This window comes from Streptomyces changchenzhani (genome assembly GCF_039766235.1).
Taxonomy (GTDB): domain Bacteria; phylum Actinomycetota; class Actinomycetes; order Streptomycetales; family Streptomycetaceae; genus Streptomyces.
The window spans coordinates 377,953-402,852 of sequence record NZ_JBDHNH010000007.1 but is presented as its reverse complement, the minus strand read 5'-3'; the positions used below and the strand labels follow the sequence as shown (position 1 = coordinate 402,852).

Genomic DNA, 24,900 nt, shown 5'->3' with positions numbered 1-24,900 from the left:
AAATGGGTTCACCACCGCTGCCGCGCCGGGCGGGCGCGAAAGCGTACAACGACGTACGAGGTGCGTAGGTTACGCTCTGTCAACGCGCTGATGCTCACCGATGCACGCCGCCGCGCCGAGCGGAAAGAGCGTCAGCCGACGATCCGCCCGTCGAGCACGATCCGCCGCGGCGCCGCCAGCACCCGTACGTCCGCCCGCGGGTCCTCGTCGTACACCACCAGGTCCGCCGGGGCGCCCTCCTCAAGCCCGGGGCGTCCCAGCCACGCACGCGCCCCCCACGCCGTCGCCGAGAGGGCGTCCAGGGCCGGGATGCCCGCCTTCACCAGTTCGGCCACCTCGGCGGCCACCAGGCCGTGCGCCAGCGAGCCGCCCGCGTCCGTCCCGACGAAGACCGGCACGCCCGCGTCGTACGCCGCGCGCACCGTGTCGTAGCGCCGCTCGTACAGGTCCCGCATATGGGCGGACCAGCGGGGGAACTTCGCCTCGCCGCCGTCCGCCAGGTGCGGGAAGGTCGCGATGTTGACCAGCGTCGGGACGATCGCGACGCCGCGCTCGGCGAAGAGCGGGATCGTGTCCTCGGTCAGCCCGGTCGCGTGCTCGACGCAGTCGATGCCGGCCTCGACGAGGTCGCGCAGCGAGTCCTCGGCGAAGCAGTGCGCGGTGACCCGCGCGCCCAGCCGGTGCGCCTCGGCGATGGCCGCCTCCACCTCGCCGCGCGGCCAGCACGCGCTCAGGTCGCCGGTCTCCCGGTCGATCCAGTCGCCGACGAGCTTGACCCAGCCGTCGCCGCGCCGCGCTTCCTGGGCGACGTACGCGACCAGGTCGCCGGGCTCGATCTCATGGGCGTAGTTACGGATGTAGCGGCGGGTACGGGCGATGTGCCGGCCCGCCCTGATGATCTTCGGCAGGTCGGGCCGGTCGTCGATCCAGCGGGTGTCGGACGGCGATCCCGCGTCGCGGAGCAGCAGCGTGCCCGCCTCCCGGTCGGTGAGCGCCTGCTGCTCGCTGGTGGCGTCGTCGACCGGGCCGTGCCGGTCGAGCCCGACATGGCAGTGCGCGTCGACCAGGCCGGGCAGCGCCCAGCCCTCGACGGTCGTCACATCCCGTGCGCCGATGGGCTGTTCGTAGGTGATCCGGCCGTCCACGGCCCACAGCTCGTCCCTGACGTCGTCGAGGCCTGCGAGCACGCGCCCCTTCACCCGGAGCACCTTGTGATCACTCATGAACAGCACTGTACGAGGACGCCGCGGGGGCTGTCGGAGGCGGTGGGTAGTCTCGGCCGAAAGCCCGAGCACCCTCACCCCGAGCACCCTCCCGAGCACCCTCGCGAAGAGAGCACCGCCGTGACACACCCGCTGCTGGACCTGGCCCCGCTGACCGCCGCGCACTTCGCACGGATCGAGGAGCGGGTCGCCGCGCTGCTCTCCACCGAGCAGGACGTCGTCATCATGCAGGGCGAGGCGCTGCTTCCCCTGGAGGGCTGTATCCGCGGGGCCGCGCACCCCGGTTCGACGGCGCTGAATGTCGTGACGGGACCGTACGGGCAGACCTTCGGCAACTGGCTGCGCGACTGCGGCGCGACCGTGATCGATCTGGTGGTCCCCTTCGACACGGCCGTGTCGGCCGACCAGGTGGCGCACGCGCTGGCCGCGCACCCGGAGATCGATCTCGTCTCGCTGGTGCACGCCGAGGCGGCCACCGGCAACACCAACCCGGTCGCCGCGATCGGTGAGGTCGTGCGGGCCCACGGCGCCCTCTTCATGCTGGACGCGGTCGCCTCGGTGGCCGCCGAGGCGCTGCTGCCCGACGCCTGGGGAGTGGATCTTTGTGTGATCGGCGCGCAGAAGGCGATGGGCGGCCCGGCCGGCGTCTCCGTGGTGTCGGTGAGCGCGCGCGCCTGGGAGCGCATCGCGGCGAACCCGCAGGCCCCCCGCCGTTCCTACCTCTCGCTCCTCGACTGGAAGGAGCGGTGGATCGACGGCGGCCGAAGGGCGCTGCCGCACGCGCCGGCCCAGCTGGAGATGCTGGCGCTCGATGCGTGTGTCGAGCGCATCGAGGCGGCGGGCCTCGACGCGGTGATGGCCCGCCACAGCGCCGCCGCGGCGGCCACCCGCGCGGGTGCGCTCGCCCTGGGCGGCGGCCTGGAGCCGTACGTCCACCAGGCGCGGAACGCGGCGCCGGTGGCCACGACGCTGCGCTCCCCCGCCGGGGTCGACGCGTCCGAGCTGGTCGCCATCGCTCTGGCCGCCGACCCGTCGCTGCCGCTGATCGCGGGCGGCGGTGCGCTGGCCAAGGAGATGATCCGGGTCAATCACTACGGGGTGGACGCCACCCGGGGCGTCGTGCAGTCGTCACTCGCGGCACTGGGGGCGTCACTGAGCGGATCAGGCCGGCAGGTGGACCTCGAAGCTGCCCGCAAGGCCGTGACGGAAACCTGGCCCAATGAATAATTGTCTTTGAATTCAATGAATTCCCGAATATTGGGAGCCGCTTTATCAGCGCAGCTTCCCGTATTCTTCTGCCCGCTTTTTCCGACCCTAAACACCAAGATTTCAACAAGGTCGAAAGACGTAATTCGGGCAGGTCTCACAGGAGTTAAGGCCTTGTGACCGACTCCACACTCAAGACGATTTGCCCGTAAATAACCGGGCAAATCATCTGTTTTCTCAGCACCTTTGCGCCTGCGTAGGCCCGCGCGATAACACAACAGCGCGTCTCAGCCAACCCCATCCGACGATGCACTTTTTGCATTTGCTCGGTAAATTCCTTCCACATGACTGCCGCACAAGCAGACCTTGCACGTGCCCGAAGCGAATTCATGCAGATCGATGCTCCACGAGTGGAGGACGGAGCCGCGATCTGGCGCATTGCCCGCGACTCCGAGGTCCTGGACCTCAACTCCTCGTACAGCTATCTGCTGTGGTGCCGTGATTTCGCCGCGACCTCAGTGGTGGCGCGCGATCACCCAGAGGGCGAGCCGATCGCCTTCATCACGGGCTACGTACGTCCTGATTGCCCCGAAACACTGGTCATCTGGCAGGTTGCCGTCGGTCACGATCATCGTGGCCGCGGGCTTGCCGGGGTTCTGCTGGACGCGCTGACCGCAAAGGTCGTCGCAGGCCAGGGGGTCAAGGCGATAGAGACGACGGTGACGCCGGACAACACCGCATCCGACCGGCTGTTCACCTCGTACGCCGAGCGCCAGGGAGCGTCCCTGGAGCGCGAAGTCCTCTTCGACGGCGGGCTGTTCCCCGAGGGATCACACCTGCCCGAAGTGCTGTACCGCATCGGCCCGATCGCTTCCTGACACCCCCCACTCACCAGGAGCCCGCCATGACCATTACCCCTCCCGCCCTGAGCGTCTTCGAGACCCTCGAATCCGAAGTACGAAGCTACTGCCGCGGCTGGCCGGCCGTGTTCGACCGCGCGCAGGGCAGTCACCTCCATGACGAGGACGGCCATACCTACCTCGACTTCTTCGCCGGCGCCGGGTCACTCAACTACGGACACAACAACCCGGTACTCAAACGGGCGCTGATCGACTACATCGAACGCGACGGCATCACCCACGGCCTGGACATGGCGACGACCGCCAAGCGGGCGTTCCTGGAGACCTTCCAGAACGTGATCCTGCGGCCGCGTGATCTCCCGTACAAGGTGATGTTCCCGGGCCCGACCGGCACCAACGCCGTCGAGGCCGCGCTCAAGCTGGCCCGCAAGGTGAAGGGCCGCGAGTCCGTCGTCTCGTTCACCAACGCCTTCCACGGCATGTCGCTGGGCGCGCTCGCCGTCACCGGCAACGCCTTCAAGCGGGCCGGCGCCGGAATCCCGCTGGTGCACGGCACGCCGATGCCGTTCGACAACTACTTCGACGGCACGGTCCAAGACTTCCTGTGGTTCGAGCGCCTGCTCGACGACCAGGGCTCCGGCCTCAACAAGCCCGCCGCCGTGATCGTCGAGACGGTGCAGGGCGAGGGCGGTATCAATGTGGCCCGCGCCGAGTGGCTGTCCGCGCTGTCCGCGCTGTGCAAGCGCCAGGACATGCTGCTGATCGTCGACGACATCCAGATGGGCTGCGGCCGTACCGGCAAGTTCTTCTCCTTCGAGGAGGCGGGCATCACGCCGGACATCGTCACCCTGTCGAAGTCGATCAGCGGTTACGGCATGCCCATGTCGCTCTGCCTGTTCAAGCCGGAGCTGGACATCTGGGAGCCGGGCGAGCACAACGGCACCTTCCGCGGCAACAACCCGGCGTTCGTCACCGCGTCCGCCGCGCTGCTCACCTACTGGACCGACGGCCAGATGGAGAAGCAGACCGAGCTGCGCGGCGAGCAGGTCGAGCGCGCGCTACTGGCCATCATCGAGGAGAACGACCAGGTCGGCCTGAGCTTCCGCGGCCGCGGTCTGGTCTGGGGCCTTGAGTTCACCGACAAGCCGCGCGCCGGCGCGGTCTGCCGCCGCGCCTTCGAGCTGGGGATGCTGCTGGAGACCTCGGGCCCGCAGAGCGAGGTCGTGAAGCTCATCCCCGCGCTCACCATCACCGCCGAGGAGCTCGACGAGGGCCTGCGCATCCTCGCCCGGTCGGTCCGCGAGACCGCCTGACCGGCACCACGTACTACGCACCACGCGTCACCGTATAGAGAAGGGCTACGACTCACCGTGATCGTCCGATCTTTCAAGGACATCGAGAACACCGACCGGCATGTGAAGGCTGCCTCCGGGACCTGGGAGAGCAAGCGCATCGTGCTCGCCAAGGAGAAGGTGGGCTTCTCGCTCCACGAAACCGTGCTGTACGCGGGTACGGAGACGTCTATGTGGTACGCGAACCACATAGAGGCCGTGTTGTGCACGGAGGGTGAGGCCGAGCTGACCAACGACGAGACGGGCGAGACCCACTGGATCTCGCCCGGCACGATGTACCTGCTGGACGGACACGAGCGGCACACCATGCGGCCCAAGACTGACTTCCGCTGCGTGTGCGTGTTCAACCCCCCCGTCACCGGACGGGAGGACCATGACAAGAACGGCGTATACCCGCTGCTGACAGAGGAGGGCTGATCCACATGACCGACGTACTGACCCCGACGACCGCCCGCGAACCGAAGACCGACCGCTACCCGACGCGCGGTACGGCCGAGGTGACCACCCCCCGCCAGGACCCGGTCGTCTGGTCCGTGCCCGGCGCGCCGGGGCCGATCGGCGCCCCGGAGCTCCAGGGCTTCGAGCGGGACGGTTTCCTCACGGTCGACCAGCTGATCACCCCCGACGAAGTGGCGCTCCACCGCGCCGAGTTGGACCGGCTGATCAACGACCCGGGGGTCCGGGCCGACGAGCGCTCGATCATCGAGCCCAAGTCGCAGGACGTACGGTCGGTCTTCGAGGTCCACCGGATCAGTGAGCTCTTCGCCCAACTGGTGCGCGACCCGCGGGTGGTGGGCCGGGCCCGCCAGATCCTCGGGTCCGACGTGTACGTCCACCAGTCGCGGATCAACGTCAAGCCGGGGTTCGGGGCCTCGGGCTTCTACTGGCACTCGGACTTCGAGACCTGGCACGCCGAGGACGGTCTGGCGAACATGCGGACCGTGTCCGTGTCGATCGCGCTGACCGAGAACCTGGCGACCAACGGCGGCTTGATGATCATGCCGGGGTCGCACCAGGAGTTCCTCGGCTGCGCGGGTGAGACGCCGAGGGACAACTACCGGCAGTCGCTGCAGATGCAGGGCGCCGGTACACCGTCGGACGCCGCGCTGACCCGGATTTCCGAGGAGCACGGCATCAAGCTCTTCACAGGCAACGCCGGTTCGGCTACCTGGTTCGACTGCAACTGCATGCACGGCTCGGGCGACAACATCACGCCGTACCCGCGCAGCAATGTCTTCATCGTGTTCAACAGCGTGGAGAACACGGCGGTCGCGCCGTTCGCGGCGCCGGTCCCGCGGCCCGACTTCATCGGGGCGAGGGACTTCACGCCGGTGAAGTGAGGCAGCACGCGAGGCATACGAGGTGGGGCCGGTCCGGGTTCGGACCGGCCCCACGCCGCGTCAACGGGCCCGGGCACCGCGCTCAGAGAGCCGGGCCAGTGACGCCACGAGCTCCACCATCGCGTGTTGCCTTCCTACGCTCGGCCGCCGAGGACCTCCAGTACCCGGTCCACCTCGGCGGTGGAGTTGTAGAGGTGGAAGGAGACGCGCAGGTTGCCTGCCCGGACGGAGGTGACGATGTCGGCCGCCTCCAGCGCCTCGTGCCGGCCGGCCAGGGAGGGGGCGGCGACGATGGGGCCCTCGCCGGGGACCGGAGTGTGTCCCAGGTCCGCGATGCCCGCGCGCAGGCGGGCGGCGAGCGCCGTGGTGTGGGCGTGGATCGCCTCGGTGCCGACCTCCTCCATGAGCGCCAGCGAGTGCTGGGCGCCCAGGTACGGGATGGACGCCGGGGGTTCGTCGAAGCGGCGTGCGCTGTGGGCGAGTTCCCCGACGGGGCCGTAGGTGCTGCCCCACGGGTCCTCCCCGGACAGCCAGCCCGCGTGGTACGGCGTGAGCGTCTCCTGCGCCCGGTCGGTGACCGTGAGGAATGACGTACCGCGCGGGCACAACAGGTACTTGTAGCCACCGGTGACGGTGTAGTCGTAGTCCCCCGCGTCGAACGGCAGCCAGCCGGCCGCCTGCGTCGCGTCGACCAGCGTGCGGGCGCCGTGGGCGGTGGCCGCCGCCCGGATCGCGGCGAGGTCGGCGATCCGGCCGTCGGCGGACTGCATCGCGGAGAAGGCGACGAGGGCGGTTCCGGGGCGCACCGAATCGGCCAGGGTGTCCAGCGGCACGTACCGCAGTTTGAGGTCGCCGCGGATCGCGAAGGGGTTGACGAGGGAGCTGAAGTCCCCTTCGGGAACGAGGACTTCGGCGCCCGCGGGCAGCGAGGTCGCGATCAGCCCGACATGGACGGCCACCGCGCTGCCGACGGCGACCCGTCCGGTGTCCACCCCTACGAGGCGTGCGAAGGAGGCGCGGGCGGCGGCCACGGCCTCGAAGGGATCGCCGACATCCCGGCGGCCGGAGGCGAATTCATCGGCCGCGAGCTTGACGGCCGCCACGGTGCGGGCCGGCAGCAGGCCGCCGGTGGAGGTGTCCAGGTAGGTCGTCTGTGGCGCGAACTCGGCGCCTGCCAGGTCAGTGAGAGAAAGAGGCTCCATGCCCCCACTCTGCGGCCCCGCGAACCCCCCGTCTATTACGAATGTTTACCGGGTACCTCCAAGCAATGCTTATACATGCCCGCCGGCCTGCGGAATCCCGCAGGATCCGTCCGCGTCGCACGCCTCGCCGTCGGCGCTGTCGCCGATCGTGGTGAGGACCCGGCCCTGCCACGCCTGCTCCAGTGCCTGGGTGAAGGTCTCGGCGGGCTGGCCGCCGGAGACCCCGAAGCGCCGGTCGAGCACGAAGAAGGGCACACCGCTCGCACCCAGCTCGGCCGCCTCGCGCTCGTCGGCCCGTACGGCCTCGGCGTACGCGCCCTCGTCCGCCAGGACCGCCCGCGCCTCCTCGGCGTCGAGTCCGGCCTCCACGGCGAGGTCCACCAGGATCTGCGGGTCGTAGACGGAGCGCTCCTCGGCGAAGTTGGCGCGGTAGGCGAGGTCGAGCAGCTGGTCCTGCCGGCCGCGCGCCTTGGCCAGGTGCAGCAGTCGGTGGATGTCGAAGGTGCTGCCGTGCTCGCGCCCCTCGGTGAGGTAGCCGAGGCCTTCGGCCTGCGCGTTGCCGGCCACGTGCTCCTCCATGGCGCGGGCCTCCTCACGGGTGCGCCCGTACTTCTCGGCCAGCATGTCGATCACGGGCGCCGTGTCGCCCTTGGCGCGGCCCGGGTCGAGCTCGAAGGAGCGGTGCACCACCTCGATCTCGTCGCGGTGCGCGAAGGCGGCCAGGCCCTTCTCGAAGCGGGCCTTGCCGATGTAGCACCAGGGACAGGCGATGTCCGACCAGATCTCGACGCGCATGTGGCTTCTTCTCTCCAGGGCCCGATGGACGCGGAGGCACCCTCCGCTCCCCCCTCAACGCCGGTGGTGGCCTGCCCATTCCCCCGCGGACCGCACATCCAGCCACAGCACCAGATGCGCGCCGGAGCGTGGCGTCACGGGGTCGGGGCGCCAGCCGTGGCGGGCGTAGAAGCCCTGGGCGCGCAGGTTGTGCTCGTAGACCTCCAGGCAGGCGGCGCGGACACCGGAGCGCTGCCAGGACGTGACGCAGACGGTGTGCAGGGCGGTGCCGATGCCGCGCCCCCACTCCTCGGGGGCGACATGGAGCTGCGTGAGGGTGAGGGCGCCGTCGACCTCGTGGAAGGCGGCCACGCCCATGAGCGTCCCGTCGGCGGCCTCGGCGCACAGCACACCGCCGCCCCGGGCGAGCGCCCGTGTCCAGCCGCCGCGGACCCTGGCCTGTTCGATGGGCCCGTCGAAGTCGTCCTCGGGGATGCGGCCGCGGTAGTACGTGGCACGGGCGGCGGAGTGCAGGACGGTGATGGCGCCCAGGTCGGCGGGGGTGGCGTTTCGGATCATCATGAGGAGGACGCGATCTTGTCGGCGTGCGGTTGCGAAGCCGCGACGCGGCTGAACGATGCACGGTACGCGCTGGGCGTATCCGACATTGCGCAGCAGGTGCCGCCAGAGCGGATCGGCCGCACACCGGCCCGCCGATCAGCGCCGCCCCGCCGACGGCCGCCGCGTCGGCGACGCTGCGGCTGCCGGGAGCAGGCAGTCGGTGATCAGGTGACTTGCCCGAGGTGCAGCACGAGGACCGAGACAGTGTGCTCCCGGATCTCGTACAGCACACGGAAGTCGCCGACGCGCAGCCGGTAGAGGTCTGTCGTCCCGAGCCGGACGGCCTCGGGCGGGCGGGGTTCGCGAGCGAGGGCGCGGACCACCGACACCACGTTATTCATGGCGCTCGGGTCACGCTCACGCAGCCCGCGGACCGAGCGTGCAAACGCCACCTCGTAGATCATGCTGTACGTCAACGGTCTTCCCGCTCCCAGGACTCGACCAGAGTGTCGAACTCCGCCTGGGTGTACACCCCCTGGCTTTCCGCCTTCACCTTCGCCACCAGGGCGAGGTCCGCCTGGTCCTGGAGCTGCTGATAGCGGCTCAGGTCCGCCGCACTGATCAGGGCCGCGACCGGTCGCCCGTACTCGGTCAGTATCACCGGCTCGTGAGTGTGATGAGCTCGGCTGACCAGCCTGCCGAGCTCCTTGCGTGCCTCCGTCAGAGTGATCTCCATGACTGCAGAGTGTACAGACTTCACACTCTGCAGTCATTCGCTCAGCTCTCCGGGCGGCCGTTCTCCTGGCGGCCGTCCACGCGGCGCGGCACAGCGCCCGGGTTGGAGTCGCGCAGCTCCGCCGGGAGCAACGCCTCAGGCGTCGACTGGTACGAGACCGGGCGCAGCCAGCGCTCGATCGCGGTCGCGCCCACCGAGGTGGAGGTGGACGTCGTCGCCGGGTAGGGACCGCCGTGGTGCTGGGCCGGGGCCACGGCGACACCGGTCGGCCAGCCGTTGACCAGGACGCGTCCGGCCAGCGGGGTGAGCTCCGCGAGCATCTCGGCGCCGGAGCCCTCGGTGCCCGCGCTCTCCTCCGCGGAGAGCTGCAGGGTGGCCGTGAGGTTGCCGGGGAGGCGGGCGAGTACCGCCGTGATCTCGGCGGGGTCCTCGTAGCGGGCGACGACGGTGACCGGGCCGAAGCACTCATCCAGCAGCAGGTCGTGCGGCCCTTCGGTGGCCAGGACGCGCGCCGGTACGGTCAGGAATCCCGCGCTCACCGTGTGCTCGCCGCCCGCGCCGGGCGTCACCGGGGCTTCCACGTCGGGCAGTTCGGCCCGCTCCCGGACGCCGGCGACGAAGCTGTCGCGCATCCGGTGGTCGAGCAGGACGCCGGACGCGGTGTCGCTGACGGCTTCGGTGAGGGACTTGAGCAGCCGGTCGCCGGCCGCGCCGACGGGGGCCAGCACGAAGCCCGGCTTGGTGCAGAACTGGCCGACGCCCATCGTCATCGAGGTCGCGAGTCCGGCGCCGATCTGCTCGGCCCGCTCGGCGGCGGCGGCCTCGGTCACCACGACCGGGTTGAGGCTGCCGAGTTCGCCGTGGAAGGGGATCGGCGTCGGCCGGGCCGCCGCCGCGTCGAAGAGGGCGCGCCCTCCGCGTACCGAACCGGTGAAGCCCGCGGCGGTCACCAGCGGGTGCTTGACAAGCTCGACGCCCGCTTCGAAGCCGTGCACCAGGACGAGGATGTTCTGGTCGAGGCCGAGCCGCTCGGCGGCGCGGTGCACCACCGCGGCGCACAGCTCGGAGGTCGCCGGGTGGTCGGGGTGCGCCTTGACGACGACCGGGCAGCCCGCGGCGAGCGCACTGGCCGTGTCGCCGCCGGGCACCGAGAAGGCCAGCGGGAAATTGCTCGCGGAGTACACCGCGACCACGCCGAGCGGCACCTTCCAGCGACGCAGGTCGGGCCAGGGCGGGGTCTGCGCGGAGTCGGCGTGGTCGATGCGGATGTCGAGATACGCGCCCTCGTCGACGACCTCGGCGAAGGCCCTCAACTGGGCCGTGGTGCGGGCGAGTTCACCGGTGAGCCGCACCGGGCCGAGCGCCGTCTCGGCGTCCGCGGCCTCGATGATGCGCTCGCCGGTGTCGTCGAGAAGATCCGCCACCGTGCGCAGCAGGGCCGCACGCACGGCGCGGTCGGCGATTGCCCCGCGTGCGGCGTGGGCCGCGCGCACCGCCGCGTCCACCTCCGCCGCTGTAGCCTCCACCGCAACCTGCTCGCGCGGCTTCCCGGTTCGAGGGTCGACACTCCAGACTGGTGCTGCTGCCACCGAGATTCCTTCCAGCTTCACTGCCGACCATCAGAAGTTGTTCGGTATTCTGAACACAGTTCCTGATGATGAATATGATGGGGACTTTATTTCCGGGTGTTCTGTGTGGTCAAGATCTGTGTGGTCAAGAAGGGGCGAAGAGCAATGTCGGCTGCCGATTCAGGTGGAGCACAAGTCAAGTCCGCGGTGCGGACCGTGGAATTGCTCGAATATTTCGCGGGACGCCCCGGTATGCACTCCCTCGCCGCCGTGCAGGAAGCCGTCGGCTACCCCAAGTCCAGTCTCTACATGCTGCTGCGCACCCTGGTCGAGCTCGGCTGGGTGGAGACCGACGCGACGGGCACGCGCTACGGCATCGGCGTACGGGCCCTCCTCGTCGGTACGTCGTACATCGACGGCGACGAGGTCGTGACCTCCGCCCGGCCCACCCTGGACCGTCTCTCCGACGACACCACAGAGACGATCCACCTGGCCCGTCTCGACGGCACGAACGTCGTCTACCTCGCCACCCGCCAGTCGCAGCACTACCTGCGCCCCTTCACCCGCGTCGGGCGCAGGCTGCCCGCGCACTCCACCTCCCTCGGCAAGGCGCTGCTCGCGACCCACACCGACGAGCAGGTCCGCAAGCTGCTGCCGGAGACGATGGCGCCGCTCACCGAGCACACCATCACCGACCGCGAGAAGCTCATCGAGGAGCTGCATCTCATCCGCGAACAGGGGTACGCGGTGGATCGCGAGGAGAACACCCTGGGCCTGCGCTGCTTCGGCATCGCGATCCCGTACCGCACACCGGCGCGGGACGCGATCAGCTGCTCGGTCCCGGTCGCCCGGCTCACTCCCGGCCATGAACAGACCATCAAGGACGCGCTCTTCGACGCGCGCGACCGGCTCACGCTCGCCACTCGGAGGCTCTGACTCTTCATGGACGTCACTCTGCGCGAAGTACAGCCGTCCGACCTGCCGCTGTTCTTCGAGCAGGCGCAGGACGTGGAGTCCGTCCGGATGGCGGCGTTCACCTCCAAGGACCCGTCGGACCGGGCCCGCTTCGACACACACTGGATAGGGATCCTCGACTCCGACGTGGTGGTACGCACGATCCTGGCCGACGGTGCGGTCGCGGGCAACGCCGCGGTGTACGGGCCACTGGGCGAGCGTGAAGTGACGTACTGGATCGACCGTGCGTTCTGGGGACGCGGGGTGGCCACCGCGGCGCTGCGAGCGCTGCTCGCGCTGGTGCCGGAGCGGCCCTTGCTCGGCCGCGCCGCCGCCGACAACACCGGTTCGATCCGGGTGCTGGAGAAGTGCGGCTTCACGGTGGTCGGCCTCGACCGGACCTACGCCAACGGGCGCGGCGCGGAGATCGACGAGCTGGTCCTCACCCTCGGCGGGTGACTGCCGCCGGATCGCGGACCGGTCGGTCGATGGCCGTCTCCGCCGTGCGGCGGAGGCGGATCGTCGCCACGCAGGACGTGCCCGGCGGCGGCGGCCGGAAGGGTGGCAGCCATGACACACCCACCGCTCGCCCCCGCGTCCGCCGGCCCGTCGCCGGCCCGCCCTGCCGCCCACCCGCCGCGCACCGGGCCACTGCGCCGGACGCTGCGCGCCGTCGCCATCGCCTCCTGCCTGGCCTACCTCGCGCTGAAGGTCTCCTGGATCGCCGGGAGCCGCGTCGGCATCCCCGAGGGCAGTGTGCTGCTCGAAAAGCCGGGTGTGATGGTCGTCGCCAACAGCGTTACGGTCCTGATGGACGGCGCCGTCATCGTGCTGGCGCTGCTGCTCACCCAGAACTGGGGGCGGCGCGTCCCGGCCTGGCTCCTGGCGTTGCCCATGTGGGTGGCGGGCGGACTGCTGACGCCGATCATGACCGCGTATCCGCTCCAGCTGGTGGTCAAGCTCGTCACCGGCTCGCCCGCCGCACCGGCGTCGAGTGAACCCTTCCTCGACGAGTGGGTCTTCGCCGTCGTCTACACCGGCTTCATCCTCCAGGGCCTCACCCTGGGCACGCTCTTCGTGCTGTACGCCCGCGAGCGATGGGGTCACCTGTGGCAGGGCTGCGTCCGCGCCCTGCCGCGCGGAGCCAACGGGCCCGTGCTGCGGACGACCGCCGCGGCCGGCTGCGCACTGGCGGCGCTCTCCGCCGTCCCGCACCTGATGTGGGCGTTCGGCGCGACCGCCGGACTGGGCCGGGCGAGGATCGAGCAGCGTACGGCGGACTTCTACCTGATCGAAGGCGCCTACGCCCTGTTCGCGTGCGCGGCGGTGGCCGGTGTGCTGATGCTGCTCCTGCGTCGGGGCGGGCGCCTGCCGCTGAAGGCGCCGCTGGCACTGGCCTGGGTGGGCTCGGGTGCGCTGGGCTGCTGGGGCGGCTGGCTGCTGATGGCCGGCGTGATGCCGACGGCCGAAGGGACCGACGGGCCGACGGAGTGGATGTTGCTGACCTACGCTGTGCAGATGACCGCCGGTTTCCTCGTCCTCGCCTCGGGTGCCTCGTTCCTGCGGCGCCGCGCCGCGTGAGGTTCCGGCTCGGGAGACCGCTCGCGAAGCTGTTCGGGCAGCGCGCCAGGCTGCGCTGGCTCCATCTCATTCTCGGCGGCGCGCTGTTGATGCCGTACTTCCTCCTCGGCAGCGTGATCATCGGTCCGTTCACCGGCGACACGAACGTCTTCACCTCCCTTCCGATGCAGTTCGGCTCCTTCGCGGTCGCCCTGCCGATCGCCGCCCTGACCGGACTGTTCCCGCTGGCCAGGCCGCTGTTGGTGGCGGCTGTCCGGCCGCTGGCCGGAGTGCCGGACGGCGCGCTGGCCGAGGGGCCCGCACGGTCCCGGGCGGCGCGGGTACGGACCGCCAGCTGGTACACGCTGTACGTGGGCCTCGGCGGTCTCGTCAGCGGGGCGAGCCTCGCGCTGCCGCCGTTCGCGGTGGTGCTGATCGTCCTGCCGCTCTTCGCCGGGCTGCGCGACTCCCGGCTCGGCCTCCCCGAAGCCCTCGACACCACCTGGGCGTTGGCGCTCGCCCCGGTCGCCGGGGCCGCCATGCTGGTGGCGCTGGCGGCGTGCGCGGCGGGGGCCGGGGCGCTGCTGGCCCGCTCGGCGTCCGTCCTGCTCGGGCCGGCCCCGGCCGACCGGCTGGCGGCCGCGGAGCGGCGGGCCGCGGAGCTGGCCGTACGCAACCGGCTGGCCCGGGAGCTGCACGACTCGGTGGGCCACGCGCTCAGCGCGGTGACACTCCAGGCGGGCGCGGCCCGGCGGGTGCTGGACAGTGACGCCCCGGGCGATGTGGAGTTCGTACGGGAGGCGCTCACCGCAATCGAGGAGACGACGCGCCGCACCGTCGGCGAACTCGACGCCGTGCTGGGCCTGCTGAGGCAGGGCGAGGGCGCCGATCAGGAGGCCGCGGGGCTCGCGGGCCCCACCCTCGACGGGCTCGGCGACCTGCTGGCCCACAGCGGCGTGCGGGTCGACTGCACGGCCGACCCGGACCTGGCGGACGGTGTGCCGGACCCGGTCTCCCGTGAGGCGTACCGCATCGTCCAGGAAGGGCTGAGCAACGCCCTGCGGCACGGCGGCGCCGTGCCGGTATCGCTACGGATCGCCCTGCGCGGCGAGGAGTTGGAGATCGCGATGGAGAACCCGCTGCCGGACAGCGCCCCGGTCCTGCGCCCAGGGGGCGGCCGGGGTCTGCGCGGCATCGCGGAGCGGGCCACGCTGCTCGGTGGCCACGCCGAAGCCGGCCCGCACGGCGGCGTCTGGCGGCTCACGGCGCACCTGCCGACCGGCGGCGGCACCCGATGAGCACACCGAATGCCCCGAACACCCCGACTACACCGGACGCACCGGGCACCTCGCGCAAGATCCGTGTCGTGGTCGCCGACGACGAGCGCCTGGTCCGCACCGCACTGCGGGTCATCCTGGACGCCGAGCCCGACCTGGAGGTCGTCGGCGAGGCGGCGACGGGCGCGCAGGCCGTGTCGGTGGTGCGCGAGCTGCGGCCCGATGTGGTGCTGATGGACGTACGGATGCCGGAGATCGACGGCATCCGCGCCACCGAGCAGATCCTGGCCACCCTCTCCGAGCCGCCGCGCATCGTCGTCGTCACCACGTTCGAGAACGACTCCTATGTGTACGACGCCCTGCGCGCCGGCGCCTCGGGCTTCCTCCTCAAACGCGCCGCCGCCGAGGATCTCGTACAGGCGGTCCGGCTGGTGGCACGCAGCGACTCCCTGCTCTTCCCGGCCGCGCTGCGCGGCCTCGCCGCCGAGCACGCCGCACGGCGGCCCGCCGCTCCGCCGCCCTGGGTGGCGCGGCTCACCGACCGCGAGTCGGAGGTGCTGCGCCTGCTGGCGGCGGGCCTGACGAACGCGGAAATCGCCGGAAGGCTGCTGGTCGGCCCGGCGACGGCCAAGAGCCATGTGGCGGCCGTGCTGGCCAAGACGGGGGCGCGGGACCGCACCCAGGCAGTGATCAAGGCGTACGAGTCGGGCTTCATCACCCCCGGCTGAGGGCCCGCGCCCGCAGATGAAGCTTTCCTGAGAAGCCCGACATATGGGAACGCAGGTGCCCGCCCCGCTCGTCTTTCCTACGGGATGAACAAAACAATCAGGCGCGCTTCGGTCTTCTGCCTGCTGATGGTGCTCGCCCTGCTGGTGCGGGTCACCTGGGTGCAGGCATACCAGGGCAAGGCCCTCGCAGAGGACAAGAACAACCGGCGGAACACCATCGCGCAGTACGCGCAGCCGCTCGGGAACATCATCGTGGCCGGTTCGCCGGTCACCGGATCGAAGAAGACGGAGGTCGGCGATCTCGCGTACAAGCGCACCTACACCAACGGTGACCTCTACTCGGCCGTCACCGGCTACAGCTCCCAGGCGTACGGATCCACCCAGCTCGAAGGCATCTACAGCCATGTCCTTGACGGCACCGACACCCGCCTGAAGAACCCGGCGGATCTGCTCACCGGCAAGCAGACCGAGCCCAGCGACGTCCTGACGACCATCGACCCCGCCGTACAGAAGGCGGCGTACGAGGCGCTGGGCAAGAAGAAGGGCGCAGCTGTCGCTGTCGATCCCGAGACCGGGCGGATCCTGGGGATGGTCTCCACACCGTCGTACGACCCCTCGAAGATCAGCGGGACCACGGACGGCGACGCCTGGCAGCAGTTGCTCGACGACCCGGACAAGCCGTTGGTCAACCGGGCGCTGCGGCAGCCGCTGCCGCCGGGGTCGACGTTCAAGCTGGTGGTCGCCGCGGCGGCGCTGGAGGACGGGACGTACGGGAGCGTCGACGAGAAGACGGACAGCCCGAACCCGTACACCCTGCCCAACACCCGGACGGTCCTCAAGAACGAGAACCCCGCCGCCCCTTGCGAGAACGCGACGCTGCGCACCGCGCTCAAGTTCTCCTGTAACAACGTCTTCGCGAAGCTGGCCGTCGACCTCGGCCAGGACAAGGTGAAGGCGATGTCGGAGAAGTTCGGCTTCAACACCGAGAAGCTGGATGTGCCGGTCAGGGCATCGGCGAGTGTCTATCCCTCCGGCATGGACAAGCCGCAGACGGCACTCACCGGCATCGGCCAGTTCGATGTGACGGCCACCCCGCTGCAGATGGCCATGGTCACCGCCGCCCTCGCCAACGACGGTGAGCTGGCGTCGCCCCACATGGTCGCCAAGGTGACGGACGGCGACGGCAACGACCTGGTGGCCCCGGACGGCGCAGACGCCGCAGACAGCGAGCGGGTCGTCTCATCGTCGACCGCCGAGCAGTTGCGCAGCGCGATGGTCACGGTCGTCAAGGACGGCACGGGCACGAACGCGCAGATCAACGGCGCCGAGGTGGGCGGCAAGACCGGCACCGCGCAGCACGGCGTGGCGAACAGCAAGACGCCGTACGCCTGGTTCACGTCGTACGCGAAGGACAGCTCGTCGGGCAAGGAGGTGGCGGTCGCGGTTCTCGTCGAGGACTCGGGCGCGGCGCGCTCGGAGGTCAGCGGCAACGGGCTGGCGGCGCCGATCGCACAGAAGATGATGAAGGCGGCCCTCAGCAAGTGAGGTAGGACAGCTCCGGACGGGCTTGAAGCAGCACTTCAAGCCCGTCCGGGGCTCCCGCTGTTCCTACTGGCCCGCCCAGCGCTTGACCGTCGCCTCGGCCTCCGCCCGCTCCTTGGGCATCAGCTTCGAGATCAGGGCGCCGTGGTTGGTGTCCGGAGCGACGAACAGGTGCGAGTCACGCCGGCTCGGCCTGAACCGCTCCGCGCTCCACGGGTCGTTCTGTCCGTACACGAACATCATCTGCTTGCCCTGCGTGGCCACCCAGCGGTCGACGTCCTTGATGGCGCTGCCGTTGTACGAGGTGCGCATCTCCTCGGGCAGCACCGAGTTGGGCTGGTAGATGCCCGGGTAGTTGCGGACGTCGCGCAGGTGCTTGAACTTCAGGTCGGCCCAGCCCAGCTGGCTCGCCGCCTGCCGGTAGTACGGGCCGGTGCCCTCCGGGCCGTTGCCGTCGTCCGAGTAGATGCTCAGGCCGTGGTCCAGCGACCAGGTGTACAGCTCGTCGTCGGTGGCCTTCTTGGCGTCCGGGACGGCCGGGCAGTCGGTGTACGTACCGCTCTGCCAGAAGTTCCACACCTGGTCGAGCACCGAGAACTCGAAGGCACGGTCGGGTGTGCCGAGGTACTTGAAGGTGAGGCCCTGCTCCTCGGAGGTGGCCTCGAAGCGCGGCAGCATCGCGTCGCGCCGCACCAGCATTTCGCGCTGTACGGCGTCCAGCGCGCTGCGGCACTCGGCGGTGCCGACGGTCTTGAAGAACTTCTCGTAGACGCTGTCGTCCCGGTTGTCCGCGTCGTTCGGCGCGACATACGCGACGACGGCGTCGAGGTCCTTCGGGTAGTAACGCTCGTGGTAGACCTGCGTCATTCCGCCCTTGCTGGCGCCGGTGCCCAGCCACTTCGCGGGGTAGATGCTCTTGAGCGCCTTGACGATCGCGTGCTCGTCGCTCGCCTCCTGCCAGACGTTCAGGTCGTCCCAGTCGACGTCGGCGGGGCGCGAGGTGTTGAAATAGCGGTGCTCCAGGCTGACCTGGTTCGCGCCGAGCAGCGTGGTGATCTCACGCGTGCCCGACGACAGCCCGTAGCCGCCGGTGTAGTGCACCACCGGCGCGCTCTCGGCCTTGTGCCAGAGCGTGAACGTCTGCTCGAAGGAGCCACGCCCGGGGCGGCTGTGGTCGACGGGCTGGGTCAACCTCAGCGTGTAGAGAGGGAATCCGCCCTTGTCCGCCTCGGACACGACGGTCAGTCCGGGGATCCGCTCCAGCTTCTCGCGGATGCCGGCCGCGGCGGCCTGCGACGCGGGCGCGGCTTCGGCGGCGGTGGCCGCTGTGCCGGCCAGCACACTGGTGGCCACTATGAGCCCGGCACAGAACAGGGAAGGCAGAACCTTGTTGCGCACGCTGAGTCCCCTCGGACGGAAGTGCTGCGATGGGTACATCGATGGATACATCGCGCGCATGTTATGCGTTTTCCGTTTCCCTGTGATCACTCCGCAGGAGGGTTCCGTCGGCGCGTGTCGCGCCCCACGCCGCGCGGTGACGCCTCTCACTCCGGTCTTCCGGCTCCGGTGTCAACCGGATGGGTGTTCCCGGGCGTACCTGTACGTCGCCGCTCCCCTGTCGACTGTCGACGGTCGTCACCGTCGCCTTCCTGTCCGGTCACTGGGCGGGCTGACGCTGCGGGACCTCACCGGCCGATACGCGGGGCTCGCTTCCCGCCACCACCCGCCCGCGGGGTGCGCGCCTCTGGAGCGCGGCCGCCCAGGCCGTGGCGGCGACACCGAGGGCGCCGACACCGGCGCCGACCCAGGCGACCGAGGCGACCGAGGCGTAGCCGAGCCCGGCGTCGATGGCCATGCCGCCCAGCATCGGGGTGAGCGTGATGCCCACGTTGAAGGCCGAGGTGTTGACGGCCGGGACCAGCGTCGGTGCGTCGGGGGCGATGGTGAACACCCGTGACTGCAGTACGGGGTTGGTGACATAGCCGGCCACGCCGAGGAGGAGGACCAGACCGATCGTGACGGCCGCGTTCGACGCCGCCAGGGCGAGGGCGGCGGACAGGACCGTGAGTCCGCCGACCCCGAAGTAGAGCGTACGGATCGGATGAGCGTCGGCGACGCGCCCGCCGAGGGCCATCCCGACCAGCGCGCCGACTCCGTACAGGGAGAGCACGGCGGGCACCCAGCTTTCCGGCACTCCGCTGACCTCGGTGAGCAGCGGCGCGAGATAGCTGAAGGTGACGATGGCCGAGCCGAAGGCCAGCACGGTGACCGCGAACGACACCCACAGCTCCGGTCGTGCCATCCCCTTCAACTCCCGTCGCACCGAAGGGATTTGCCGGTCCGCAGCGTGACCGCCGGGCAGAACGGCCAGCATCGCCACCAGGCTCACCAGGGTGAAGGCGGCCACGCCCCAGAACGCGGCCCGCCAGTCGACGTACTGGCTCAGGAGCGTCCCGGCGGGCACACCCACGATCGTGGCGAGCGTGAGGCCGGTGGCGACGACGGAGAGCGCCTTGCCCTTGGCGCCGGCGGGCACCAGGCCGACGGCCGCCGCGGCGGCCACACTCCAGAACCCGGCGTACGCGACCGCGGTCACGATGCGGGTCGCGAACACCACGCCGTACTCCGGGACAAGAGCGGCCACCATGTGCCCGGCGATGAACACCAGTTGGAAGGCGGCCAGGGCGGTGCGCCGGGGCACGCGCAGGGTGAGCACGCTCATCACCGGTGCGCCGACGACCATGCCGACGGCGAAGGCGGAGATGAGCAGGCCCGCGTCGGGGATGGAGACGCCCAGGTCGGCGGCCATGGTGGGCAGCAGGCCGGAGAGCATGAACTCGGAGGTTCCCTGGGCGAAGATGCCCAGGCCCAGTATGTAGACGGCGATCGGCATGAGTGGGGCTCCTTTTTGTACCGTGCAGTTCAAAACGAATCCATAAAGAAGCCCCCGGACGACGGGGGCCATTCTCACCGTGCGGTCGGGTACTCCTCACAACGCGGCGAGGGCCGCGTCCGCGATGCTCTCCAAGGTGGACCGCTCCGAAGTGACCCGCGCCGAGACCCGCAGTCCCGCGACGGTCGCGATCACGAAGTGCGCGAGGGCCAGGGCATCCTTGTCGCGGGCGATGTCGCCGTCCCGCTGTCCGGATTCGATCGCGGCACGGATCACCGAAAGCCGCACCCGGTAGTCACGCGCCAGATCCTCCTTGAGCCCCTGCTCGCGGGTGGCCGCCTCGACGGCCGTATTGACGACCAGACAGCCGCGGCCGTCACGACCGCGGCCGAACTCCTCGTCGATGACCGACTGGAGCTGGGTACGGAACTTCTCCCGCACCGGCAGATCACTCTCCATCAGGGCGATCAGCTCGGCGTTCTTGAACTCCATATAGCGGGCGAGTGCCCGATCGAAGAGATCGCGCTTGCTCTTGAAGGTGTTGTAGATGCTGCTGCGGCCCAGACCGGTGGCCTCGCACAGATCCTGGGTGGACGTCGCCTCGTAGCCGGTGGTCCAGAACGCCTCCATCGCGGCGTCGACCGCCTGCTCCTCGTCGAACTTCCTCGGGCGGGCCATGCGAGGACGCTAGCATGTTTTGAACAGGTCGGTCCATTACTCGGCCGGGGGCGACCAGGACGGACTGCGGCCCGAGAGAGCGACCACGCGGTCGACGAGCGGGGCATCGGCCGGCACCGGCACGGGCGGCCCGAACATCTCGCCCCCCGACGGGGCGACGCCCGACGGGGCGAGCAACTCGTACGAGGACCGGAGGCTCGCCGGGTCCACGTCGTACGGCTGCCCGGTGGCGCGGGCCAGGTCCCAGCCGTGCAGCACCACCTCGTTCAGGGCGACCCGCCCGGCGATCGGGCCGGGCAGCGCGACGCCGCCGGCCTGTGTCATGCCCTCCCAGGCTTCGGGGCTCCGCCAGGCGGCGACGAGCTCGTCGAGCTGCGCGGGCAGGCGGCTGCGCCAGTCGTCGTCGAGTGCGAGCCCGGCGGCCCGGGGGTCGGTGTCGGTCGTGGGCCCGAGCTGCTTCTTCGCGGCGTCGCGGAAGGCGGCGGTCAGGCCGATGAAGTGGGCCAACAGGTCGCGTACGGCGTAGTCCCGGCAGGGGGTGGGGGCTGCGAGCTGCTCGTCGGTGACGCCGGCGACCAGCCGGGTGACCTGGTGGGTGGCGGATTCGAGGTCGGGGATGGTGTTCATGGGGCGTCCTCCGGGTCGGCGACAGGTCTGCAGTGCAGACCGGGCAGGGCCCGGAAACTCATCGGTGTGGGGCGCGGGGATGCGGGCTGGCGTGCGAGCGTGCGGGGCGGTGCATGCGGCGCTGTTCCCCTACCCGCCCCTTCCCGAAGTCCTCACCGGACTGATCGCCGTCGTGCCCCACGCCGTACTGCTGACCGCTGCTGCCCTCATGGCCGCAGGGCGGCGCGCACCAGGCTCAGGTCCGCCCCGGACGCCAGACCCGCGTGGTACAGCCGCAGTTCCGTGGCCCCGAGCCCGGCCGCACGCTCCGCGTCCGCCGCGAGCGTGGCGGGTCGGCCACCCATGCCGGAGACCACGGTGAGGTTCGCGGCGACGACGCCTCCCCCGGTGCGTTGCTCCGCGAAGGGAGCCAACAGGTGCGGACCGGCCGCACAAGGAACAACCACACCGTCGGCGACCCGCATGATGTGCTCGGGGTCGACGCCGACGTTCGCACCGCAGTGGTACGCCGTCGGATCGGCGTGCAGCAGCACCTGGAAGCCCGGGGGCGCGGCGGCCCGTACCGCGGCGACGGCCGATTCCTGGAGCGTACGGGCGACCCGGGTGCGCCACTCCAGGGACGTGGCCGCGAGGTCCGCGCCGATGAGCTTCTCGACCGCGGGCCAGCCCACGTGCGCGGACCCGGCGGACCACACGGGGTCCAGTGCGCGGCGTACGGCCTCGCTCAATTCGTCCGCGTCCAGGCCGAGTTCGGCGTAACCGGAGCGGCAGGCCGGGCAGAAGCAGAGCGACATCAGATACTGCGCCGCGTCCCCGAGCCCCACGCCCGCGATCTTGTCGTGCGCGTGCAGATGCGCCAGCCCGTACCAGCCGCAGGATTCCAGCTCGGTGCCGCGCGCGCCGGGGCGTACGGCCGCCTCCGCCGCGAGGGTGGTGAGGTAGGCGCGGACGGCGGGCTGGGCGATGCAGGGCGCCCAGGGGTAGTGGTCGCCGTAGGCGTTGACGACGTTGCTGTCCGGATGCTCGGCGCCGAGGCGGGAGTTGTGCGCGAGGACGACCCAGGTGTGCACATCGAGCCCGGCCTCCGCGAGCGCGTGCGCCGCCTCGCCGTAGGGGTCGGCGGTCGGCGCCCAGGCCCCTGCGGCGTACGGCCGCAGCGCGCGCCCCGCCCAGTGGTCCTCGTCCACGGGGTAGAGCACCGACGCGTGTTCGGCGGTGACGATGCGGTGGCGGGGGTGGCGCGGGGTCAGGGCTCTCGTCGAGTGGTAGGCGGAGGCGAGGGTCACCTGCCGGACGCCGAGGTCCGCGATGCGGGCGGCGGCATCCGGGTCGCCCACGACGTCCCAGGGGTAGACGAAGGCGGAGGCCTTCACGCCTTCTCCCCCAGCAGACTCCGCGCGCTCGCGATCAGTTCGGCCAGCTCCTTGATGTGCGAGGCGTCGGGCTCATTGAGCGGCGGCCGGACCTCGCCGACGTCCAGACCGCCGAGCCGTACACCTGCCTTGACGAGCGATACCGCGTATCCGCGGCCCGCGTTGCGCAGTTCGACCAGGGGCACGAAGAAGTGGTCGAGCAGCCGGTTGGCGGTGACGTCGTCGCCGTTGTTCAGCGCCTTGTGGAAGGCGAGGGCGATGTCGGGGGCGAAGCAGAAGACGGCGGAGGAGTAGAGGGTGATGCCGATGCCTCGGTAGGCGAGGCCGGTGAGCTCCGCGGTGGGCAGGCCGTTGAAATAGAGGAACGGGTGGCCGGGGAGTTCCCGGCGCACAGTGCTGACGATGCGCTGCATCAGATCGATGTCGCCGTGGCCGTCCTTGAGCCCGATGATCCGGGGCACCTGGGCGAGTTCGACGGCGGTCTCCGGGGTGAAGATCGCGTTGTCGCGCTGGTAGACGATGACGTCGAGGGAGGTCGCGGCGGCCAGCGCCGTGTAGTGGCGCAGCAGCCCCTCCTGGTCGGCGACGACGAGATACGGGGGCATGGCGAGCAGTCCGTCCGCCCCCGCCTCCTCGGCCGCCTTCGCGTACTGGATGGCGAGAGCCGTGCCGCAGCCCGCGCCGGCGACGACGGGCACCCGGCCCGCGGCCTCCTGCACGGCCGCGGCGACGCAGTCGCGGAATTCCTCCGGGGTCAGGGCGTGGAACTCGCCCGTTCCGCAGCACGCGAAGACGGCGGCGGCTCCGGAGTCGATGCCGGCGCGTACGTGGGCGCGGAAGACGTCGAGGTCGAGACCGCCGTCCGGTCCGTACGCGGTGACGGGAAAGAAGAGCAGACCGTCGAGTCGGTCGGCGAGCGGGGCTGAGGTCACGAGCGCTCCCTGTGCGTGCACAATTCTGATCCGCGTCTATATCCCTGAACGCCGTCACGCTAAAGCAGGCCCACGGGGCCGGTCAAGGCGAGAAACCGCAAGAGACGGACGGATTGAGTGCCTCCGCGCAACACTTGACGTGGTTCGGCGGCGCTCCGTAGCGTGTCCACGCATGTGAATCGTGTTCATGGACGCGTCCGTGCGGTGTGAACCGCGCCGCTCTCACGTACCGCCCTGCCGCGCACCGAGGAGACCAACCGATGCCTGCTCCACGCACCGTCCTGCTCACCGGCGCCGCGGGCGGCCTCGGCACCCTGATGCGCGGGATCCTCCCGGCGTACGGCTATGAGCTGCGGCTTTTCGACGCGACCCCGATCGAGGGCGAGCCCGGGGCGATCACCGCGGACCTGGCCGACAAGGAGGCGCTGCGCGAGGCCGTGCGGGGCGTCGACGCGATCATCCATCTCGCGGGCATCTCCCTGGAAGCCTCCTTCGAGAAGATCGTGCGCGCCAACATCGAGGGGACGTACAACCTCTACGAGTCGGCCCGCGAGGCGGGCATCGCCCGAGTCGTCTTCGCCTCGTCGAACCACGCGGTCGGCTTCACCCCGCGTCCCGCCGACGGCGCACCGCGCATCCCCATCAACACCCCGCACCGCCCCGACACCTTCTACGGGCTCTCCAAGGCCTTCGGCGAGGACCTCGCGCAGCTGTACTGGGACCTGCACGGCGTCGAGACCGTCTCGGTGCGGATCGGCTCCTGCTTCATGGAGCCCAGCTCGGTGCGGATGCTCTCGGTCTGGATGAGTCCGGGCGACGGCGCGCGGCTCTTCCACGCTGCGCTCACCGCCGAGAAGGTCGGCCACACCGTCATCTACGGCTCGTCCGCGAACACCCGCCTGTGGTGGGACCTGTCGACCGCGCGGGCCATCGGCTACGAGCCGCAGGACGACTCGGAGCAGTACGCCGAGAAGCTCGTCGCCGAGCAGGGAGAGCTCGACCCGGCCAATCCGGCCCACGCCAATCTGGGCGGCCCGTTCTGCACCGACCCGCCGCAGTGGCCGTACTGAGGGACCGCGTGGGACCGCGCACGAGGGGCCCAGGCACACCGGAGAACCGACCCGGACGAGTGAAGCGCCGCCGTAAGGCCGCCTCGCTCAGCGTCATGACACGGTCATCTCACCGGCATGTCACCGTCATGCCGAAAACACGTGGCCGGGAGCGCGTCCGACGGGCACGATGCCCTCATGCCGAAACCTCATGGATTTAGTTGGGAAGCGCACAGCGACGGCAGCGTCGTCATCACCCACCAGGGGCGCGCGGCCGGAACCCTGCGGGGTGGCCGCGCGGCGAAGTTCCTGGCCGAGGCGGAGGCCGGCGACAGCCAGCTGGTGATGGCCCGCTGGACCGGTGCGTACAAGCACGGGAACGAGCGGGCGGCCCGCAATCACCCGCGCAACAGATAGCGGCACGGACGGCCGCAGGTAAGGGAACGGCAAAGAGGTGTCGGTCGT

26 protein-coding genes are annotated in these 24,900 nt (G+C 70.5%); 13 read left to right on the top strand and 13 right to left on the bottom strand.

Annotated features, from left to right (window positions below; genetic code table 11):
- Positions 1-131: 131 nt before the first annotated feature.
- Positions 132-1,223: an amidohydrolase family protein gene (locus ABCR94_RS23610; RefSeq protein ID WP_347121912.1), complete on the bottom strand. Its 1,092-nt coding sequence runs from the start codon at positions 1,221-1,223 to the stop codon at positions 132-134.
- Positions 1,224-1,343: 120 nt separating this feature from the next.
- Between ABCR94_RS23610 and ABCR94_RS23605 the strand changes: the two genes are divergently transcribed.
- From ABCR94_RS23605 to thpD, 5 genes are all read left to right on the top strand, one after another.
- Positions 1,344-2,450 (top strand): pyridoxal-phosphate-dependent aminotransferase family protein, encoded by a 1,107-nt coding sequence (locus ABCR94_RS23605; RefSeq protein ID WP_347121910.1) that lies wholly within the window; start codon positions 1,344-1,346, stop codon positions 2,448-2,450.
- Positions 2,451-2,773: 323 nt separating this feature from the next.
- Positions 2,774-3,307 (top strand): diaminobutyrate acetyltransferase, encoded by a 534-nt coding sequence (gene ectA / locus ABCR94_RS23600; protein ID WP_347121908.1) that lies wholly within the window; start codon positions 2,774-2,776, stop codon positions 3,305-3,307.
- A 26-nt stretch (positions 3,308-3,333) separates the two neighbouring features.
- On the top strand, positions 3,334-4,602 hold the full coding sequence (ectB, locus tag ABCR94_RS23595; RefSeq protein WP_347121906.1) for a diaminobutyrate--2-oxoglutarate transaminase: 1,269 nt from the start codon (positions 3,334-3,336) through the stop codon (positions 4,600-4,602).
- 57 nt (positions 4,603-4,659) lie between these two features.
- Positions 4,660-5,058 carry an ectoine synthase gene (locus ABCR94_RS23590; RefSeq protein WP_347121905.1) on the top strand — a complete coding sequence of 133 codons (399 nt, stop codon included), beginning with the start codon at positions 4,660-4,662 and terminating at the stop codon, positions 5,056-5,058.
- A gap of 5 nt (positions 5,059-5,063) precedes the next feature.
- Complete coding sequence (gene thpD, locus ABCR94_RS23585; RefSeq protein WP_347121903.1) at positions 5,064-5,981, top strand: ectoine hydroxylase; 918 nt, start codon at positions 5,064-5,066, stop codon at positions 5,979-5,981.
- A gap of 134 nt (positions 5,982-6,115) precedes the next feature.
- Here the strand turns inward: thpD and ABCR94_RS23580 are convergent, their stop codons facing one another.
- The 6 genes from ABCR94_RS23580 to ABCR94_RS23555 form a co-directional block, all read right to left on the bottom strand.
- A complete protein-coding gene (locus tag ABCR94_RS23580; protein ID WP_347121901.1) occupies positions 6,116-7,183 on the bottom strand; it encodes an aminotransferase class V-fold PLP-dependent enzyme in 1,068 nt (355 codons plus the stop codon).
- A gap of 69 nt (positions 7,184-7,252) precedes the next feature.
- Complete coding sequence (locus tag ABCR94_RS23575) at positions 7,253-7,978, bottom strand: DsbA family oxidoreductase (RefSeq protein ID WP_347121900.1); 726 nt, start codon at positions 7,976-7,978, stop codon at positions 7,253-7,255.
- A 54-nt stretch (positions 7,979-8,032) separates the two neighbouring features.
- Complete coding sequence (locus ABCR94_RS23570) at positions 8,033-8,539, bottom strand: GNAT family N-acetyltransferase (RefSeq protein ID WP_347121898.1); 507 nt, start codon at positions 8,537-8,539, stop codon at positions 8,033-8,035.
- Positions 8,540-8,742: 203 nt separating this feature from the next.
- Positions 8,743-8,994 carry a type II toxin-antitoxin system RelE family toxin gene (locus tag ABCR94_RS23565; protein ID WP_347121896.1) on the bottom strand — a complete coding sequence of 84 codons (252 nt, stop codon included), beginning with the start codon at positions 8,992-8,994 and terminating at the stop codon, positions 8,743-8,745.
- A complete protein-coding gene (locus ABCR94_RS23560; RefSeq protein ID WP_347121894.1) occupies positions 8,991-9,254 on the bottom strand; it encodes a type II toxin-antitoxin system Phd/YefM family antitoxin in 264 nt (87 codons plus the stop codon). The genes ABCR94_RS23565 and ABCR94_RS23560 overlap by 4 nt, the downstream gene beginning before the upstream one ends.
- A 41-nt stretch (positions 9,255-9,295) precedes the next feature.
- Positions 9,296-10,843, bottom strand: a complete 1,548-nt coding sequence (locus tag ABCR94_RS23555; protein WP_347121893.1) for an aldehyde dehydrogenase (NADP(+)) — start codon at positions 10,841-10,843, stop codon at positions 9,296-9,298.
- Positions 10,844-10,987: 144 nt separating this feature from the next.
- Between ABCR94_RS23555 and ABCR94_RS23550 the strand changes: the two genes are divergently transcribed.
- The 6 genes from ABCR94_RS23550 (at position 10,988) to ABCR94_RS23525 (ending at position 16,886) form a co-directional block, all read left to right on the top strand.
- Positions 10,988-11,758: an IclR family transcriptional regulator gene (locus ABCR94_RS23550; RefSeq protein WP_347121891.1), complete on the top strand. Its 771-nt coding sequence runs from the start codon at positions 10,988-10,990 to the stop codon at positions 11,756-11,758.
- Positions 11,759-11,764: 6 nt separating this feature from the next.
- Complete coding sequence (locus tag ABCR94_RS23545; RefSeq protein ID WP_347121889.1) at positions 11,765-12,235, top strand: GNAT family N-acetyltransferase; 471 nt, start codon at positions 11,765-11,767, stop codon at positions 12,233-12,235.
- 111 nt (positions 12,236-12,346) lie between these two features.
- Complete coding sequence (locus ABCR94_RS23540) at positions 12,347-13,357, top strand: hypothetical protein (protein ID WP_347121887.1); 1,011 nt, start codon at positions 12,347-12,349, stop codon at positions 13,355-13,357.
- Complete coding sequence (locus ABCR94_RS23535) at positions 13,354-14,634, top strand: sensor histidine kinase (RefSeq protein ID WP_347121886.1); 1,281 nt, start codon at positions 13,354-13,356, stop codon at positions 14,632-14,634. The genes ABCR94_RS23540 and ABCR94_RS23535 overlap by 4 nt, the downstream gene beginning before the upstream one ends.
- A gap of 59 nt (positions 14,635-14,693) precedes the next feature.
- Positions 14,694-15,341 (top strand): response regulator transcription factor, encoded by a 648-nt coding sequence (locus ABCR94_RS23530; RefSeq protein ID WP_347122041.1) that lies wholly within the window; start codon positions 14,694-14,696, stop codon positions 15,339-15,341.
- 84 nt (positions 15,342-15,425) lie between these two features.
- Entirely contained in the window at positions 15,426-16,886 is a 1,461-nt protein-coding gene (locus ABCR94_RS23525) for a peptidoglycan D,D-transpeptidase FtsI family protein (protein WP_347121884.1), read from the top strand.
- 63 nt (positions 16,887-16,949) lie between these two features.
- On the opposite strand, the gene ABCR94_RS23520 is transcribed toward ABCR94_RS23525, so the two are convergent.
- The 6 genes from ABCR94_RS23520 to ABCR94_RS23495 form a co-directional block, all read right to left on the bottom strand.
- Positions 16,950-18,281: a serine protease gene (locus ABCR94_RS23520; protein WP_347121883.1), complete on the bottom strand. Its 1,332-nt coding sequence runs from the start codon at positions 18,279-18,281 to the stop codon at positions 16,950-16,952.
- A 259-nt stretch (positions 18,282-18,540) separates the two neighbouring features.
- Positions 18,541-19,776, bottom strand: coding sequence for a Cmx/CmrA family chloramphenicol efflux MFS transporter (locus ABCR94_RS23515; protein ID WP_347121882.1), 1,236 nt, complete (start codon positions 19,774-19,776; stop codon positions 18,541-18,543).
- 96 nt (positions 19,777-19,872) lie between these two features.
- Positions 19,873-20,454, bottom strand: a complete 582-nt coding sequence (locus ABCR94_RS23510; protein WP_347121880.1) for a TetR/AcrR family transcriptional regulator — start codon at positions 20,452-20,454, stop codon at positions 19,873-19,875.
- A 36-nt stretch (positions 20,455-20,490) separates the two neighbouring features.
- A complete protein-coding gene (locus ABCR94_RS23505) occupies positions 20,491-21,081 on the bottom strand; it encodes a TIGR03086 family metal-binding protein (RefSeq protein WP_347121879.1) in 591 nt (196 codons plus the stop codon).
- 206 nt (positions 21,082-21,287) lie between these two features.
- Positions 21,288-22,454 carry a hypothetical protein gene (locus tag ABCR94_RS23500; protein WP_347121877.1) on the bottom strand — a complete coding sequence of 389 codons (1,167 nt, stop codon included), beginning with the start codon at positions 22,452-22,454 and terminating at the stop codon, positions 21,288-21,290.
- Positions 22,451-23,386, bottom strand: coding sequence for a 5-dehydro-4-deoxyglucarate dehydratase (locus ABCR94_RS23495; protein WP_347121875.1), 936 nt, complete (start codon positions 23,384-23,386; stop codon positions 22,451-22,453). The genes ABCR94_RS23500 and ABCR94_RS23495 overlap by 4 nt, the downstream gene beginning before the upstream one ends.
- Positions 23,387-23,646: 260 nt before the next feature.
- On the opposite strand from ABCR94_RS23495, the gene ABCR94_RS23490 reads away from it, so the two are divergent.
- Entirely contained in the window at positions 23,647-24,456 is an 810-nt protein-coding gene (locus ABCR94_RS23490; RefSeq protein WP_347121874.1) for an NAD-dependent epimerase/dehydratase family protein, read from the top strand.
- Between the two features lie 177 nt (positions 24,457-24,633).
- Positions 24,634-24,852: a hypothetical protein gene (locus tag ABCR94_RS23485; protein WP_347121872.1), complete on the top strand. Its 219-nt coding sequence runs from the start codon at positions 24,634-24,636 to the stop codon at positions 24,850-24,852.
- Positions 24,853-24,900 lie beyond the last annotated feature (48 nt).